This window comes from Variovorax guangxiensis (genome assembly GCF_003952165.1).
Lineage (GTDB): Bacteria > Pseudomonadota > Gammaproteobacteria > Burkholderiales > Burkholderiaceae_C > Variovorax > Variovorax guangxiensis.
The window spans coordinates 349,806-364,467 of the sequence record NZ_RXFT01000004.1; the positions used below are offsets into that span (position 1 = coordinate 349,806).

The 14,662-nt window shown below is 67.7% G+C and carries 17 protein-coding genes; 7 read left to right on the forward strand and 10 right to left on the reverse strand.

Annotated elements, in window-relative coordinates; all coding sequences use genetic code 11:
• Nucleotides 1-71: 71 nt before the first annotated feature.
• A complete protein-coding gene (locus tag EJP67_RS12475; protein WP_126022023.1) occupies nt 72-998 on the forward strand; it encodes a hypothetical protein in 927 nt (308 codons plus the stop codon).
• Between the two features lie 10 nt (nt 999-1,008).
• On the opposite strand, the gene EJP67_RS12480 is transcribed toward EJP67_RS12475, so the two are convergent.
• From EJP67_RS12480 to EJP67_RS12495, 4 genes are all read right to left on the reverse strand, one after another.
• On the reverse strand, nt 1,009-2,028 hold the full coding sequence (locus EJP67_RS12480) for a phosphotransferase enzyme family protein (RefSeq protein ID WP_126022024.1): 1,020 nt from the start codon (nt 2,026-2,028) through the stop codon (nt 1,009-1,011).
• Between the two features lie 32 nt (nt 2,029-2,060).
• Nucleotides 2,061-2,582: a 2'-5' RNA ligase family protein gene (locus EJP67_RS12485; RefSeq protein WP_126022025.1), complete on the reverse strand. Its 522-nt coding sequence runs from the start codon at nt 2,580-2,582 to the stop codon at nt 2,061-2,063.
• 21 nt (nt 2,583-2,603) lie between these two features.
• Nucleotides 2,604-2,807, reverse strand: a complete 204-nt coding sequence (locus EJP67_RS12490) for a hypothetical protein (protein WP_126022026.1) — start codon at nt 2,805-2,807, stop codon at nt 2,604-2,606.
• Nucleotides 2,808-2,910: 103 nt separating this feature from the next.
• Nucleotides 2,911-4,191, reverse strand: coding sequence for an SGNH/GDSL hydrolase family protein (locus EJP67_RS12495; protein WP_126022027.1), 1,281 nt, complete (start codon nt 4,189-4,191; stop codon nt 2,911-2,913).
• A gap of 108 nt (nt 4,192-4,299) precedes the next feature.
• Here EJP67_RS12495 and EJP67_RS12500 point away from each other — a divergent pair, with 108 nt between their 5' ends.
• On the forward strand, nt 4,300-5,208 hold the full coding sequence (locus EJP67_RS12500) for a LysR family transcriptional regulator (RefSeq protein ID WP_126022028.1): 909 nt from the start codon (nt 4,300-4,302) through the stop codon (nt 5,206-5,208).
• 136 nt (nt 5,209-5,344) lie between these two features.
• Here EJP67_RS12500 and EJP67_RS12505 read toward each other — a convergent pair whose 3' ends face one another.
• Nucleotides 5,345-6,016, reverse strand: coding sequence for a GntR family transcriptional regulator (locus EJP67_RS12505; RefSeq protein ID WP_126022029.1), 672 nt, complete (start codon nt 6,014-6,016; stop codon nt 5,345-5,347).
• 196 nt (nt 6,017-6,212) lie between these two features.
• On the opposite strand from EJP67_RS12505, the gene EJP67_RS12510 reads away from it, so the two are divergent.
• The 5 genes from EJP67_RS12510 (at nt 6,213) to EJP67_RS12530 (ending at nt 10,680) form a co-directional block, all read left to right on the forward strand.
• The gene (locus EJP67_RS12510; RefSeq protein WP_126022030.1) at nt 6,213-7,094 is read left to right on the forward strand and encodes an NAD(P)-dependent oxidoreductase; all 882 of its coding nucleotides are present in this window, start codon (nt 6,213-6,215) and stop codon (nt 7,092-7,094) included.
• Between the two features lie 80 nt (nt 7,095-7,174).
• A complete protein-coding gene (locus tag EJP67_RS12515; RefSeq protein ID WP_126022031.1) occupies nt 7,175-7,813 on the forward strand; it encodes a 4-carboxy-4-hydroxy-2-oxoadipate aldolase/oxaloacetate decarboxylase in 639 nt (212 codons plus the stop codon).
• Between the two features lie 28 nt (nt 7,814-7,841).
• Entirely contained in the window at nt 7,842-8,816 is a 975-nt protein-coding gene (locus EJP67_RS12520) for a Bug family tripartite tricarboxylate transporter substrate binding protein (protein WP_240650629.1), read from the forward strand.
• Nucleotides 8,817-8,839: 23 nt separating this feature from the next.
• Nucleotides 8,840-9,793, forward strand: coding sequence for a tripartite tricarboxylate transporter substrate-binding protein (locus EJP67_RS12525; protein ID WP_126022032.1), 954 nt, complete (start codon nt 8,840-8,842; stop codon nt 9,791-9,793).
• A complete protein-coding gene (locus EJP67_RS12530) occupies nt 9,790-10,680 on the forward strand; it encodes an amidohydrolase family protein (protein ID WP_126022033.1) in 891 nt (296 codons plus the stop codon). Before EJP67_RS12525 ends, EJP67_RS12530 begins: the two co-directional genes overlap by 4 nt.
• Nucleotides 10,681-10,772: 92 nt before the next feature.
• Here the strand turns inward: EJP67_RS12530 and EJP67_RS12535 are convergent, their stop codons facing one another.
• The 5 genes from EJP67_RS12535 to EJP67_RS12555 form a co-directional block, all read right to left on the reverse strand.
• A complete protein-coding gene (locus EJP67_RS12535; RefSeq protein ID WP_126022034.1) occupies nt 10,773-11,378 on the reverse strand; it encodes a hypothetical protein in 606 nt (201 codons plus the stop codon).
• Between the two features lie 74 nt (nt 11,379-11,452).
• Nucleotides 11,453-12,772, reverse strand: a complete 1,320-nt coding sequence (locus EJP67_RS12540) for an MSMEG_0569 family flavin-dependent oxidoreductase (protein ID WP_126022035.1) — start codon at nt 12,770-12,772, stop codon at nt 11,453-11,455.
• Nucleotides 12,773-12,812: 40 nt separating this feature from the next.
• The gene (locus EJP67_RS12545) at nt 12,813-13,100 is read right to left on the reverse strand and encodes an MSMEG_0570 family nitrogen starvation response protein (protein WP_126022036.1); all 288 of its coding nucleotides are present in this window, start codon (nt 13,098-13,100) and stop codon (nt 12,813-12,815) included.
• A complete protein-coding gene (locus EJP67_RS12550; protein ID WP_126022037.1) occupies nt 13,091-14,104 on the reverse strand; it encodes a sll0787 family AIR synthase-like protein in 1,014 nt (337 codons plus the stop codon). Before EJP67_RS12550 ends, EJP67_RS12545 begins: the two co-directional genes overlap by 10 nt.
• Complete coding sequence (locus EJP67_RS12555) at nt 14,101-14,661, reverse strand: MSMEG_0567/Sll0786 family nitrogen starvation N-acetyltransferase (protein ID WP_126022038.1); 561 nt, start codon at nt 14,659-14,661, stop codon at nt 14,101-14,103. Before EJP67_RS12555 ends, EJP67_RS12550 begins: the two co-directional genes overlap by 4 nt.
• Nucleotide 14,662: the final 1 nt, after the last annotated feature.

Sequence of the window (14,662 nt, forward strand, 5' to 3'; positions counted from 1 at the left end):
AGAGGAGTCGAATGCAACCGATCGTTTTGCGCCTCGCGCCTTGCGGCTCTTTTCGCTAACCTGTTTCCGCCATGTCCGAATCCGCCGTTCTCGCACCCCCCGCCGCCGGCCCCATCGGGCCGCCGCCTCCCGCGCCCGACGTGCCCATTCCCGTGCCGCCGCCGCACCAGCCGCCTTTTCCGCCGCCGGAGGGCGATCCGCCTCCGGCCGAGCCGCCGGTGACCGACCCCGGCTTTCCGCCTCCGGTGACGGAGCCGCCGCCGATGCAGCGTGCCGAGGCGGCAGTGCCCTTCGGAAAGCTGCATGCGCGGCGCCTGCGCGAGATCTACCGCTCGGCCGGCTGGCCGTGCTGCGACACCATCGAGGTCGAACTGCTCGCGGGCGGCTACCTGGAGCGCGTGCGCACGGCGCATGGCCACGAGACGCTGCGCGTGACCGATGCCGGCATCGCGCGCATCGCCGCCACGCTCACCATCAACCGCGCTGCGCTGTCGCCGCACGAGGCGCTGGTGGAACGCGTGGCGCGAGAGATGACGCGCGGCGGCCGTATCGCCTGGCGCGGCCTGGGCCTGCGGGCGCGCCTGCCGCCGCTGGAAGAGGGCGGCAAGCCGCGCTGGTGCATGGCGCGGCCCGACGTGTTCTCGATCCGCAATACCAGCGTGGAGGCCTATGCGCACCCCATCGTTCACGAGGTGAAGGTGAGCCGCGCCGACCTGCTGGGCGACCTGCGCAAGCCCGACAAGCGCGCGGCCTACCTCGACCTGGGCGGCGAATGCTGGTACGTGCTGGGCAACGATGCGAAGGGCCGCTGCATCGCCAAGCCGGATGAGATACCTGCCGAATGCGGCGTGATGGTGCTGGAGGGCGATCGCCTGGTGGTGGCGCGCGCGGCGGTGCATCGCGCCTTCGAGCGCATTCCGTTCGCGGTATGGCTGGCGCTGGCCAAGGCCCAGCCGATTCCGGGCTTCGAGGACGACGCGCAGGACATGCTGGCCTGAAGAAACCAGCTCAGGTGATGGCGTCGTAGCTCCGGTGCGCGATGGCGACCACGTCGTCGGGCAGGAACTGGTTCTGCATCTGGCGCAGGCCCTCTTCGCGGTCTTGCGTGCTGGCGGTGCCGTCGAACATCTGGTCGCAGAACTCGAGCAGGTCCTTCACGATGCGTTCGTGGCGGTAGTAGGCGAGGGCCACGGCGTCGATGTCTTCCTTCTTTGCGCCATAGCCTTCGTGGAACAGCGCTTCTTCGTGCGGCTGGTTCCATGCGTGCCCGACGCCGCCGCCGATGAACATCAGGTCGCGCTCCTTCGGCGCGAGGATGAGCGTGTCCCAGTCGACGATGGCCAGGCGGTCGTCGTCGCCGACGAGCACGTTGCCCGCGTGCAGGTCGGAGTGGCACGGCACCAACTGCGGCGGGCGTTCGAGCAGGATGGATGCGAGCTGCTCGCTGCGGTAGACGATGTTGTCGATCTCTTCCGCGTGCTCTTCCCAGAAGGCGAGGAAACGCATGGCGATGTCGTCGCCTTTCACGTCGTTGATGAAGCGGCGCTGGTAGCGGCGCACGCCTTCGCGCCAGTGATGGTCGTAGCGTTCTCGGGGAAGGGCGGCCGACAGTGCTTCGGGTAGTTCGGTGCGATGGATGGCGCCCAGCGCAGCGCCGAGCGCAACCCACTGCCGGCTCGTCAACGCGCGTTCGAAGCCGTTTCTGCCTTCAAAGAAGGGATAGAGCGCCCAGTCGAAGCCGTGACCTTGCACGCTCAGCTGGCCGCCGGTTGTCGGCAGGGGCGCCATCACCGCTTCGATGCCTTTGTCGTGGTGCAGGAAAGCCGGCACGGCGACCACGCTCCGGTCAAAGCCATTGCGGCGCAGCTTGAGGAAGTACGTGGCGCCGTCACTCGCGTCGATGCGAAAGACGGCGGAGTCCACATCGGCGCCCAGCGGCAGGAACTCGGCGCGGATGTCGTGCAGTTTGTAGGCACCGGCAAGGCATTGCGCGATGGCTTCGTGCGGCAGGTCGGGAGGCGTGAGCATCCGGGGACTTTAGCGCCGGACGAAAGGCAGCCTCAGTGCAGCGGGTAGGAGGCGAGCGCTTCGTGGCGGAACGGGTGTGTGAAGTGGGAGCGGACCAGGCGGAATTCCGTTGCGGTCCAGCGAATGGGCTTCAGCGAAATGGGCCTTGCGGCTCGCTCGGAGTCTCGCGCGATGGTGACGTGTGGATTCCATCCGCGCCCACGGACCTGGAGGGAAAAGCCCGCTTGCAGCAGCACGCAGCTGATATCGCGCTGAAGACGGCGCAGGCCTTCGTGCTCCGAGGGCTGAACCACCGAGACGTCGTTGTTCCACGTGCAGGAACTGTCGAGCGTCAGTTGCAGTCGCCGCGCGCACACTGCGGCGAGCGCAGCGCGCAGCCGGCGTTCGGCATCGCCTTGCTGATCGTCGAGATACTGAAGCGTGAGGTGCAGGCGCTCTTCAGGTGGAAAGGAGCAGTCCTTGGGCCACCACCAGTCCTTGCGATGCGCTTCGATTTCGGCCTGCACCTGAATGGTGGGGAAGAGTCCGACGAGAAGTTGATTCGGCTCGGTCACGGCGTGCTCCTTCAGCTGGTTTCAGGATTCCGGCGGCCACCAGCTTTCGGCCGTCGTGCGGATGACGCGCGCCGCCTGGGCGCGGATGTCGCTCGTGCTGTTGTGGCCCACCTTGAAGGGCCAGGTCGAGATGCGGCCTGTACGGGTGCGGGGTGGCTGCAAGCGTTGCAGCCTGGAGAAGAAAAGAACCTGCGCCGTGGGCGCAGGTGGACTGGCGGTGGTCATGGGCGTCGCCTCGATGTTGTTCTTGGAGACGACGAATTCTAGAGAAATACTGTATGTATGTACAGTATTCGGAGGGTCCGCAAACCCTTGAGAAAAAGGTTCCTCAGGGCTGCGCGGATGTGCCCAGAAGGGCCTCCAGATCGACAGCCGCAGCCATCGCCCTGTAACCGGCATCGCCCGGATGCAGGTGGTCGCCGGAGTCCATCGAGGCCTTGAGCCGGGAGGGGTTCGCCGGGTCGCGCAGCAGGGCGTCGAAGTCGACCACGGCGTCGAAGGCGCCGCCTTCGCGGATCCAGCGGTTCACGGCCTGGCGAACCTTGTCCTTGGCGGGCGAATGGTGGCCTTCGAGCGGCGTGCCCTGCAGCGCCCGCTCGTTCGGCGGGATGGTGCCGGCCATGATGCGCACGTTGTGGGCGCGGGCCATCTCGGCGAGCTGCCGCAGGCCCTGGACGACGGCTTCGGCGCGCATGGCCGGCTCGTCGGGCGCGAAGGGGCCGCCGGGCCAGCCGATGTCGTTGGTGCCCAGCAGCACGATCATGGCGCGCACGCCCGGCTGGGCGAACACGTCGCGGCCCGCACGCTCCAGGCCGGCTCGGCCCATGCCGTCCTTCAGCAGGCGGCCGCCGGAGATGCCGGCGTTCAGCACCGCGACATTGCGCCCCGCCAGCCGCTCGGCCAGCGCGTCGGGCCAGCGGGTGTTGGCGCCGGGCGTGGAGCCGTTGCCGTCGGTGATCGAGTCGCCGAGCGCGACGACGGTGGCCGGCGCCCGGGGTGTCTCGACGATCAGGCCGCTGAAGTAGACGCGGGTGCTCCATTGCGTGGCCGCCGAGGGCAGGCGGGCCGCACCGCTCAGGTCGCCGTCGGCGACGTAGGCGGTCTGTCGCGCGTCGAAGTGGAAGCCAGCCGGCTGACTGGGCCGCGGCAGGTAGAGCGACACGGCAAGCTCGGCGAGCGCGGGCAGGGCGATGTCCACCGGGTCGCTGACGAGGCGCGCACCGGGCGGCACGGTCACGTCGGCCTGCCTGCCGAAACGTAGCGGCCGGTCCGTGCCCTCGACGATGGCCGAACCCTCGCCATGGCGGGCCACGCGTGCGGCGCCGATGTACAGCGGCGTCGTGCCGCCTTCGTTGCTGATCACCACGCGCAGGCGCGATCCGCCGATGCTCAGGCGCGCGACCTGCCGCACGGTCTGGCGGTTGAACTGGAAGGGCAGGCCGGAGGGCAGCACGAAATCGCCGTTCCAGACGGGCTGCGTGCTGGCCATCCAGCTGGGGCTCCAGTAGGTGACTGGGGCGGGTTCGGCTGTCGAAGTTGCGGCCGAGCCGACAAGGGCGAGCGCGAGAGCGCCGTGGCGCAGGGCCGAGGCGAGAGCGGAGGTGGTCATGGAGTTTTTCCGGATGAAAGGTGAAGCGAGGCCACGACTTTCATTCATGCTCGTCCGGATGGGTAGAAGGCAGAATGGCATCCAGACCATTCCATACTCGAATACATCATGGATACCCTGCGCGCCCTCGAAGCCTTCGTGAACAGCGTGGAACTGGGCAGCCTCTCGGGCGCGGCCCGCGCGCTCGGCACCACGCAGCCGACCGTCAGCAAGCTGGTCGCCGGACTGGAACGCTCGCTGGGCGTGCGCCTGCTGCGTCGCACCGCGGCGGGACTGAGCCTCACCGAAGAAGGCCAGCGCTTCCACGAGCGCTCCCGGCGCGTGCTGGAGGACTACGGCGACGCGGTGGCCGACGCGCGCCAAGGCATCCGGCAGCCGCGCGGCCTGCTGCGCGTGAGCGCGCCGGTGACGCTGGGGCAGCGGCACCTCAACGCGATGGCGCTGGAGTTCCTGGGCCTGTACCCCGACATCGAACTGGAGCTGGTGCTCGACGACCGCTTCGTCGATCCGCTGGAAGGCCGCATCGACGTCTCGCTGCGCGTCGGCGGCACCTTGCCGCCCGATCTGGTCGCGCGCTGGCTGGGCTCGTGGCCGCGCGTGCTGGTGGCCTCGCCGGAATACATCTCGTCACGCGGCAAGCCACGCACGCCGCAGGACCTGCTGTCGCACGACTACCTGCGCTACGCGGCGGGCGACGACGGCGTGCTGCTCGACGGCCCCGAAGGCCCGGTCTCGGTGCCGGTGCGCAGCCGCTACCGGGTGAACAACGCGGTGGCCATGCTCGATGCCGTGCAGGGCGGCGCAGGCATCTCGCTGCAGCCGACATGGATGGTGGCGGAGCTGCTCGCGCAGGGCCGGCTGGTGCGCGTGCTCGGCCGCCACACTGGTCCCGCGCAGGAGATGCACCTGCTCTATGCACCGCGCCGCCACCAGCCGCAGCGGGTGCGCGTGCTGGTGGACTTCCTCGCCGAGCGGATGGCGAAGCTGCCGGGGGCGTCGGCGCGTCAGGCAGCCTGACAAGGCCGAGGCCGGCAGCGCACCCACCGGCGAAGGGAGGCGGGCGCAACGCCCGGTGTCTCCGGGTCGGTGCGCACCGCGAGGCAGGCTGATGACCAACGCCGAGCTTGGCTCAGGCGTCATCAGGGTCGGGCGATCAGGCCGCGTCCCGGTTCCGTGCGCGGGCGAATTCGTCGCGGTGCTTCATGAAGCGGTGGTAGGACATCCGCAGATGCAACTGCATCACCTGCCGCGCCAGCTCGCCGTCGCGTGCTTCGACCGCGAGCGTGAGATCGCGATGGTGATGCAGGCTCTGTTCCAGTTCGGCCGTCGTGTAGATGTAGAAGGAGCGCACGATGATGGGCATGTCGATCATCGTCTCCAGCATCGCCCTCAGCCGCGACGACCCCGAGGCCTCCAGCAAGGACCGGTGAAATGTGCGGTTGGCGTCCTGAATGGTCGCAACGCTTCCCGCGCCGCCGGCGGCGATGGCCGCGGCCATCCGGTCGTTGCTGGCCGTGAGTTGGGAAACCAGTTGCTCGCCGCCGCGCTGCGCCGCCAGCGATGAGGCGTACGGTTCGAGAAGCATCCGCAGCTGAAACGTCTCCTCGATGTCCCACTCCGACCACTCGGCCACGTGGATGCCTTGGCCCACGCTGTCGGTGGCGAGCCCGTCTGCCACCAGGCGCCTGAGCGCCGTGCGGACTGGTGTGCGGCTCAGGCCCAGCTCGCGCGCGAGCGGCTCCTCCTTGAGCTGGGTGCCTGGGCTGTAGTGCCCCCCCACCAGGCGCTGCCTCAGGACTTCATATGCCTTGTCTCTGCCTTGCATGTCGTGATCTTCGTTGGCCCTCGTGGATTCTAGGCATGGGCCAAGTTCGCACGACCTGATGTGATGGCTTGAGTGTTTGTACTTTGTTTGTTCTTTTTGGATGCTGATTGTTTTCAATATTAGGTGAAAACCCTTGAAGTGTTGATCCGATTGCTCTTTGTTTGTATTATTTTTGTACTTTCAAGGAGCGAATTCGATGCGTATCGCAATCATTGGTCTGGGTGAGCTGGGTCGTTGCTTCGCTGCCCCGCTGCACGCCGCTGGCTTCGAGGTCAGCGTCTGCGAGGTTCGGCCTGCTGCCGCGGCCGAGGAGCTTGCCGCGTCCATCGGCGCGCCCATCCATCCAGGCCCCGGAGCCTGGCTGGCCGATGCGCAGTGGGTGCTTTCGTGCGTCACCGGCACGACGGCGCTGCCGGTGCTGGAGGCGGTCCTGCCCCATCTCGCGAACGGCGCATCGGTCGCCGACTTCACGACCGCCAGTCCGGCAGTCAAGCGCGAGGCTGCGGCCAGGGCGGCGGCCGCGGGCATCAGATACGTCGACACGGCCGTGATGGGTGCCATCTCGTTGAATCTGGTGCGCACGCCGCTGCTGGTGTCCGGCGAAGGTGCCGGCGACTTCAAGGCCTTCATGGAGCAGGCTGGTGGGCGTGTACAGGTGATCGAGGGCGCCAAGGCGGGCGATGCCATCTCGCTGAAGATCCTGCGCAGCATCTTCACCAAAGGCATGGAAGCGCTGTGCGTGGAACTGCTGATGAGCGCCGAGAAGCAGGGCGTACGCAGCGAGTTGTACGCCCAGCTTGCCGACATCGACCAGACGCCGCTGCGGTCTTTCATGGACATGCTGGTACGAACGCACGTGGTGCACGCCAGGCGGCGAGCGCATGAGGTCCGTGACGCCCAGGGCGAACTGACGGCCCAGGGCCTGTCGTCCGTGGTTCTGCCCGGCGTGGAGCAGCGATTCGTGGCAACCGCATCGGCGCTCGAGCACACGCCGCTGCCTTGCGACGACCCGAGCGTCGAACAGGCGCTCGATTGGTTGCTCACAACCGCCACCGCCACCGCCACCGCCGGCTCCTAGGCTGACCTTCAACCCCTGCTTGTTCCGGGTGCCGAACGCCCCCGGTGCTCGTCCTCGCTCATTTTCTTTTGGAGAACACATTGGCAACCAAAGACCAGATCAAACAGCTTCGCGACCTCGGAGCCGCAACCGTCTACGAGGCCCAGGGCGCCAAAGGTGCGCTCGACCAGGGCATCAAGCCGATCGACCCGACGCTGCGGCTGGCGGGCCCCGCGCTCACCGTCGATTGCCGTCCTGCCGACAACCTCATGCTGCACTACGCCGTGCAGAAGGCCGCGCCCGGCGACGTGCTCGTGGTCGATGCCAAGGGTTTCATGGAGGCCGGCCCGTGGGGTGACGTGCTGACCATCCAGGCCATGAAGGTGGGCATCGCGGGCCTTGTCATCAACGGCTGCGTGCGCGACGCGAACCTCATCATCGACCTCGGGTTCCCCGTGTTCTGCCGCGGCCTGTCGATCAAGGGGACAGGCAAGAACCAGCCCGGCAGGCTCAATGTGCCGATCACCTTCGGCGATGTCCTCATCCATCCTGGCGACATCATCGTGGGCGACCGCGACGGTGTTGTCGTCGTCCCCAGGGACGAGGTGGCCTCGGCCATCTCCAGCAGCCTGGCCAGGGAAGAGAAGGAAGCCGGCCAGCGCAAGGCGATCGAGCAGGGCGCGATGACGGCCGAGCTCCTCAACCTGACCGACACCCTCAAGCGATTCGGCCTCGTCTGAGCGCCCCCATACAAAAAGGAGACATCACGTGCGCAAGTTCATGACCATGGCGCTTTCCTGCGCCGCCTTTCTGGCGCCTCTGTCGCAAGTCCAGGCCGCAGATGCCTACCCGTCGAAGCCCATCCGCATGGTGGTGGGGTTTGCCGCGGGCGGCTCGGCCGACATCAATGCGCGCATCGTCGCCCAGGAATTGGGCAAGGAGCTCGACGGCACCATCGTCGTCGACAACAAGGGTGGCGCCGGAGGCAACCTCGGCGCGGTCGAGGTCAAGCGCGCCGCGCCGGACGGCTACACGATGTTCTACGCGACCTCCGCCGTCGTGCTTGCGCCTTCCCTTTACGCCAGGCCCGGCTTCGACCCCTATGCGGACTACACGCCCATCTCGCTCACCGCGACCATCCCGCTGCTGCTGGTAGTGAACCCCAAGGTTCCTGCCAGGACGGTCAACGAGTTCATCGCTCTCGCCAAGGCGAAGCCCGGGGAAATGAACTACGGCTCGTCGGGATCGGGCGCCTTGCTCCACCTGGGCGGCGCCCTGTTCACCAAGGAGGAGGGCATCCAGGCGACGCACGTGGCCTACAAGGGCAGCGCCCCCGCCGTTGCCGACCTGCTCGCCGGCACCACCCAGTTCATGTTCCTGCCGATCAACGAATCCATTGCGCACGTGAAGAGCGGCGCCCTCCGTGCCTTGGCCATCACCAGCGAGAAGCGATCCGCGCTGCTGCCGGACGTGCCCACGATCCGCGAGGCGACAGGCAAGACGACCATGGACATGGGCGCCTGGCAGGGATTGATGCTTCCCAGGGGCGCTCCCAGGGAGGTCGTCGACAAGGTGACCGCTGCGCTGAAGAAGACGCTCGCGGACAGGCCCACACAGGAGCGGCTCACAGGGCAGGGCTCGGTCGTCCTGGGTAGCGGCGCCAAGGCGTACTCGGACTACATGAAGGTCGAAGGCGAGCGTTGGGCCAAGGTCATCAAGGAGACCGGCGCCAAGGTCGAATGACAACCATAGAGGAGACAAACATCATGCTGAAGAAAAGAACGCTGATCGTGGGCGCCGTCGCGGTATTCGCCGCCCTGGCCGCGGGTGCCCAGGATTTCAAGACCCCCATCAAGATCGTCGTGCCGTTCGCGCCCGGCGGCGCCACGGATGCACTCGCCCGGCTGCTCGGGCCCAGGCTGAGCAAGGAACTGAACCAGGCTGTCATCGTGGACAACCGGCCCGGTGCCAGCGGCCAGATCGGTACTGCGGCCGTCAAGGCTGCTCCCGCCGACGGCTCCACTTTCCTTCTGGCGCTCGATCATTCGGTGGTCGTGGTTCCACTGATCACGCCCACGGCGGGGTACGACGCGGTACGCGACTTCGTGCCCGTCGGCCAGGTGGCCCGCTTCCAATGGACGTTCGCGGTACCGCTGACCAGTCCTGCCAAGTCACTTCCCGAGTTCGTGGACATGGTCCGCAAGGATCCGCAAAGCGGCAACTACGGTGTACCGCTCCAGGGCGGTGTGCCGGACATCATCGGTGCGGCCATCACGCGCAAGGCGAATGTGAAGATGGAGTCGATCGCCTTCGGCGGTTCGGCGCAGCTGATGCCCCAGCTCATCGGTGGCCAGCTCGCCTCCGGGGTGACCGGGGAGCCGGAGGGCGTCCAGATGGCGCGTGGCGGCAAGGTCCGCATCCTGGCCATCTCGGGCGGCAAGCGCTCCTCGCTGCTGCCGGAGGTCCCGACCTTCGAGGAGCTGGGCTTCACCGGTGTCGACGTGAACAGCTTCAACGCTTTCTTCGCGCCCAAGGGCCTGTCACCGGTGCTGGCCGAGAAGTTCAACACTGCGTTGCGTGCCGTGCTCAAGGACACCGAGGTCCAGGCACGCATCAAGGAGATGTCGCTCGATCTGGCGCCCACCGACCTGAACCAGTCCGCAGCCGAGCTGGCCAGGTCGTACGCGTTCTGGAACGATGCCGCGAAGCAGAAGAAATGACGTCCATCGCTTCGGCGGCGTCGGGGCGGGATGGCAGCATGGACGCACCCTTCTCGACCGGCACGCACGCTCCGGCATTTGCCGTGCCGGAAGGCGCCTGCGACTGCCACATGCACCTGTTCGACAACGCCTCGCCGTATGCCGGCCCCGATGTCCTGAAGCACCAGGATGCGACGCCGCAAGACTACCGGGCGCTCCAGCGGCGCCTGGGCACGTCTCGCAACGTGGTGGTGCAGCCCTCCAGCTACGGATTGGACAACCGCGTTCTCGTGGCCGGCCTGAAGGCGTTGGGCGACAGTGCCAGAGGCGTTGCCGTCGTCGATCTGACGGCAACCGCGTCGCAGCTGCGCGATCTCGAGGACGCTGGCGTCGTCGGAGTTCGATTCAATCTGGTGCAGGCCGGTGCCACGCACGAACGCATGCTCGAAGATGTCGCCGAACTCATCCGGCCCTTTGGATGGCACATCCAGATCCATGCCCACGCAGCCACGCTGATCGGCCTCGCTGACCGCCTTGCTCGACTGCAGGTTCCGGTCGTGATTGACCACTATGCACGCCTCAATGTGTCCCCGGAGCTGAGGCCAAGCCTGGAAGACAGCGTCTTTCGTCTCCTTTCCACCGGCTGCGCGTGGCTCAAGCTGTCGGCGCCGTACATTGCGTCGCCCCAGTCGACGGGCTACGAAGATCTTGAGAGTTTCGCGCAGAGGCTATCTGCCATGTACCCCGACCGGCTGGTGTGGGGAACGGACTGGCCCCATGTGACCGAGGGTGGGCACAAGCCGGACGACGCTGTGCTCATGGGGCTGCTCTCGCGATGGTTCTCTGCAGACGAAATCACCAGAATCCTGGTCGACAACCCACGCGCCCTGTACGGATTCGACATCTAGTGTTCTGTGCCAGTAATTCGCTCGCAGAGTCGCGCGAGTGTTTCAAGGATTGAATCGGCTGCGCGCTGGCCGCGGAGGGTGGGCGCCCCGGCTCAGGTGCTGCGTAGCTGTCGCGTGCCGACGGGCGTGTCGGGGCCGGTGCGCACGTTGCGCTCGATGAACTCGCGCGAGATCGCATCCACGTTCGCCGGTGCGGGCGTGTTGAAGGACATGCGGTACTTCAGCAGCTTGCCGTTGCGCACCGCGAGGTAGGTGAACGAGTCGTAGGCCTTGCCGTCGCGCGCGTGCACGAGGCGGAACGAGACGGTGCGGAAGGTCAGCCCTTCGATGCGCACGTCCTTCGTCGGGCCGATCTTCACGCTGGCATACACGCCCTGCGCGGCGGCGCGCTGCACCTCGGCGATGGTGCTTCGGAAGTGATCGTCGAACTGCGGATCGGCGACGCCCGGCTGCCAGCTGCGCTTCATGTCGTAGACGTAGACGTCGATCCAGCCGACGCTGCTCTCGAAGCGATGGCTGTTGCCCAGGCCGGCGTTCGCCGCTTCGTACGACTTGGAATTGATGTAGCGCCACTGCACACCCGTGGGCTGGGCTGGCGCGGATTCGGTCGCCGGCTCCGTGGCCGACGGCGCCGTGCCCGGAGCGCTGGCGCATGCGCACAGAAGCACGGAGAGAAACGCGGCGATCAGCAGTCTCATGAACTGGCTCCGGGAGTGGGGAAGCCGGATGCTACGTGATCGGCGAGGCAGGGTGAAGGCGTCTTCGCGACCCGCTAGGCGGCATGAAGTCCTCGCAGCGGCATCTCTTCTGTGCGCGCATCGCGGCGTTCCGTCTTCCGCCGCTCGATCGCCTCCGCGAGGAACTCCGCATCGCGCGCCACGCCCGAGAAGCGCCCCGATCCCCAGGTGTGCAGCCACGGCAGTCCGAGGAAGTAGAGCCCCGGCTCGTTCGTCACGCCGCGCAGGTGCACGGGCGCGCCGCGCCCGTTGAACACGGGCGCATCGACCCACGCGAAATCGGGTGAGAAGCCGATGCACCAGACCACGCTGGTGATGCCTGCCGCCGCGAGGTCGAGCCGCGTGCGCTCTTCCGGCGGCTCCCACACCGGCGTGTAGACCGAAGGCGGCGGCGCATCGATGCCCTGCGCGGCGATGTGCCTGTCGATCGATGCGTTAATGCGGTTGTAGGTGTCGTCGGCCTGGTCGAGGTTGTCCCGCAGGTTGGGCTGGAACTCGAAGCGGCCGCCATCGAAGCCTTCCAGCAGCCCGTACAGCTCCATGCCTTCGAGCGCGAAGCGGCGCAGGTCGATGTCGCGGCCGCCGTCGCGGCCGGTCACATAGTGGTTGGTGTTGTCGCGCACACCCTCGCGCAGCGGATGCTCGGTGACGGGCATGTCGTAGTACTTCATGTCGGCGAGCCAGTCGACCACCTCGCGGCCCCGGTAGAAGCGCGCGCAGCGCGGCGCGTTGCCCGTTGCCAGGTGAACCTTTCGCCCGGCCAGGTGCAGATCTTCCGCGATCTGCGCGCCCGACTGACCGCAGCCCACCACCAGCACCGCGCCTTCCGGCAGCTGCGCGGGGTTGCGGTACTGCGCCGAGTGGAACTGCGCGACGTCCGTCGGCAGCTTTTCCGCCAGGCGCGGCACGATCGGCTTGTGATAGCCGCCCGAGGCCACCACCACCTGGTCGGCGGTGTAGAGGCCCGCGTCGGTCTGCACGGTGAAGCGCTCGTGTTCCCGCCCGCCGGCGCCCGGCACGCGGAACACGCGCTCCACGGTCACGCCCTCGATGGCCGGCGCCTTCACATGTTCGACGAAGCCCGCGAGCCATGCGTTGATCTGGTCCTTGACCATGAAGCCGTGCGGATCGCCGCCGATGTAGCCCCAGCCCGGCAGCTGGCACTGCCAGTTGGGCGTGACGAGGCAGAACGAGTCCCAGCGCTGCGTGCGCCAGGTGTGGACCAGGCTGCGCTTCTCGATCACCAGATGGTCGATGCCGCGCTGCTGCAGGCAATGGCTCAGCGACAGGCCGGCCTGGCCGCCGCCGACGATGACGACGCTGTAGTGGCTGCGTCCGCCGTAGGGGTGTGACATGGGTGCTCTTTCCTTATCTCTGTCTCTGGATGTGGGCGGGTCAATCGTCGAAGGCGACGACGGTGACTTGCGCATCGGCTGTCGCCGAAAAGCGCGCGGCGATGCCTTCGATCTCGGCCAACTGGTCCATCGCCTGCGAGCAGGCGAAGCCGTACTTCGCGCGCACCCGCTCGGAGGCAATACCCAGCGCTTCGCGTGCGCGTTGCAGAAAGTCGTCGAGGGCGTAGCGCCGGCCGGGCGCGAGGTGTTCCCGCACCACGCTGGAAGGCGAGTAGCAGCGGGTTTCGCTGGCGTCGGGCCAGCGCACGCGGAAGTGCGTCACTGGCATGCGGCGGGCTCCTGCAGCGTGGTGGACGGCTGGATGAAAGCATCGCTGCCGAAGTCCCACAGCAGCGCTTCTTCACCTTCCGTGCGCAGACGCACCTGCCGTGTGGCGTCGACCTCGCCGATCACGCCGCAGGCGATGTCGCGGGCCGAGAAGCGTGCCATCACCGCCGCGACCTGCGCGGGTGCCACGCTGAGCACGAAGCCATAGCTCGGAAACGAAGACAGCCACCGCAGCAGCGGCACGCCATCCGGCCGGGGCAGCGCGTCGAGGTCGATGCGCGCGCCGACGCCCGAGCATTCCAGCAGCATCATGGCCGTGCCCACCGCGCCGGCCATGCTGATGTCCTTGGCGGCGCAGCAAAGCCCGTCCTCGGCGATGGCTGGCAGCAGCTCCAGGTCGGCGCGCAGCCGCGCGGCAGGCGCGCGCGTCGAGGCGTTCCAGTACGGAAACGGCTCTTCGTAGGCGCCGCGCAGGTCGGCCGCCATCACGAGCAGGTCGCCCGGCTTCGCGTCGAAGCTGGTCAGCAGCCGGCGCGCATGCCCGAGGATCGCGACCGCCAGCTGCGGCCTCTCGCTGCGGTTGTTGCTGTGGCCGCCCACGATGGGTACGCCGTAGCGCACGGCCGCTTCGGCGAGTCCGCGCAGCACGTCGTCGGCCGGGTTCATGCCGGTGCTCCACAGCGCGTCGACCACGGCCGTCGGGCGCCCGCCCATGGCGTAGACGTCGCTCACGTTGACCATCACGCCGCAGTAGCCGGCGAACCACGGCATGCGCACGATGAAGTCTTCCACCAGCCCCTCGATGGCGAACAGCAGGTAGCCGCCATGGCCGTCGGGGATGGCGGCGCAGTCGTCGCCGATCGGTACCGCCTGCGCGAGCGCGCCGTGGCCGCCGGGCAGCGAACGGCCCAGCGCCGATACCACGTCGCTGATGTCGCGCTTGTGGGCGAAGCCGCGCGTGGTGCGAAGAGCCTCGGCGATGTCGTGGACGTTCTGCTGCGTCATGCCAGCACCTTCGCGCGCGTGACGAAGCCGCTCAGCGGATCGTGGCAGGGCGGATACCAGCCGAGGTCGGCCCGCATGCGTGCGTGCGGGCGGCCGTGCACCGTGGTTTCCTCGAGCGCGGTCCAGCCCAGCTTCTCGAACAGCGGCACGTTCTGCACCTGCACCTGCGCGAGAAAGATCCTGCAGCCCAGCGCATGGGCGCGCGACACCGCGAGCCGGATCAGCGTCGCGCCCAGGTGCCCCTGGCTGCGGAAGGCGGGGTGCACCGCAAGGCGCGAGCCCCACCATTCGCCGGCCGCTTCGCCGCGATGGATGCGCACCGTGCCCACGACCTGGTCGGGCATGCCGCCGTTGCACGACATCGCCACCAGCAGCCGCGAATGTTCGTCGACGGCATCGCGGTCGTCGCGCGCGAAGATGCCCTGCTCGATGCAGAACACCGCGCGGCGCAGCGCCATCGCTTCGTCGCGCTCCCATTGCTGGGCGGCCTCGCGCACCAGGTACTCGACGGGTGCGTAGTGGTCCGCCATCTCGCAGAGGTCGTCGATGCACAGCATG